Annotated in this window: 1 pseudogene; it reads right to left on the bottom strand. The window is 61.8% G+C overall.

The features are described 5' to 3' along the window. Nucleotides 1-228, bottom strand: a pseudogene (locus H6M51_RS24465) (protein norD); the annotation flags it as partial.

Raw genomic sequence — 228 nt, 5'->3', positions numbered from 1 at the left:
CACCTCATGGCGCGGGCGCATCGCCTCGAACTGCCGCCGCACACGACGAACCAGCGCTTTCATCTCTGCCGACAGGACAGGCGAAGGGCCTTCGTCAGACGCCGGACCTGCAATGACCCGGCAGTGGTTCTTGAGATAGACTCCACGCCTATAGTCCCATTCGGGATAGGTGAGTTCCGCCTCAATCGCGGAATGGATGAGCACTTCCGGCGGCAGGTCGAGGTCGAA

It is taken from the genome of Rhizobium sp. AQ_MP (genome assembly GCF_014237835.1).
GTDB lineage: Bacteria > Pseudomonadota > Alphaproteobacteria > Rhizobiales > Rhizobiaceae > Allorhizobium.
The sequence above is the reverse complement of the archived record's forward strand: the minus strand, read 5'-3'. Positions and strand labels throughout refer to the sequence as shown.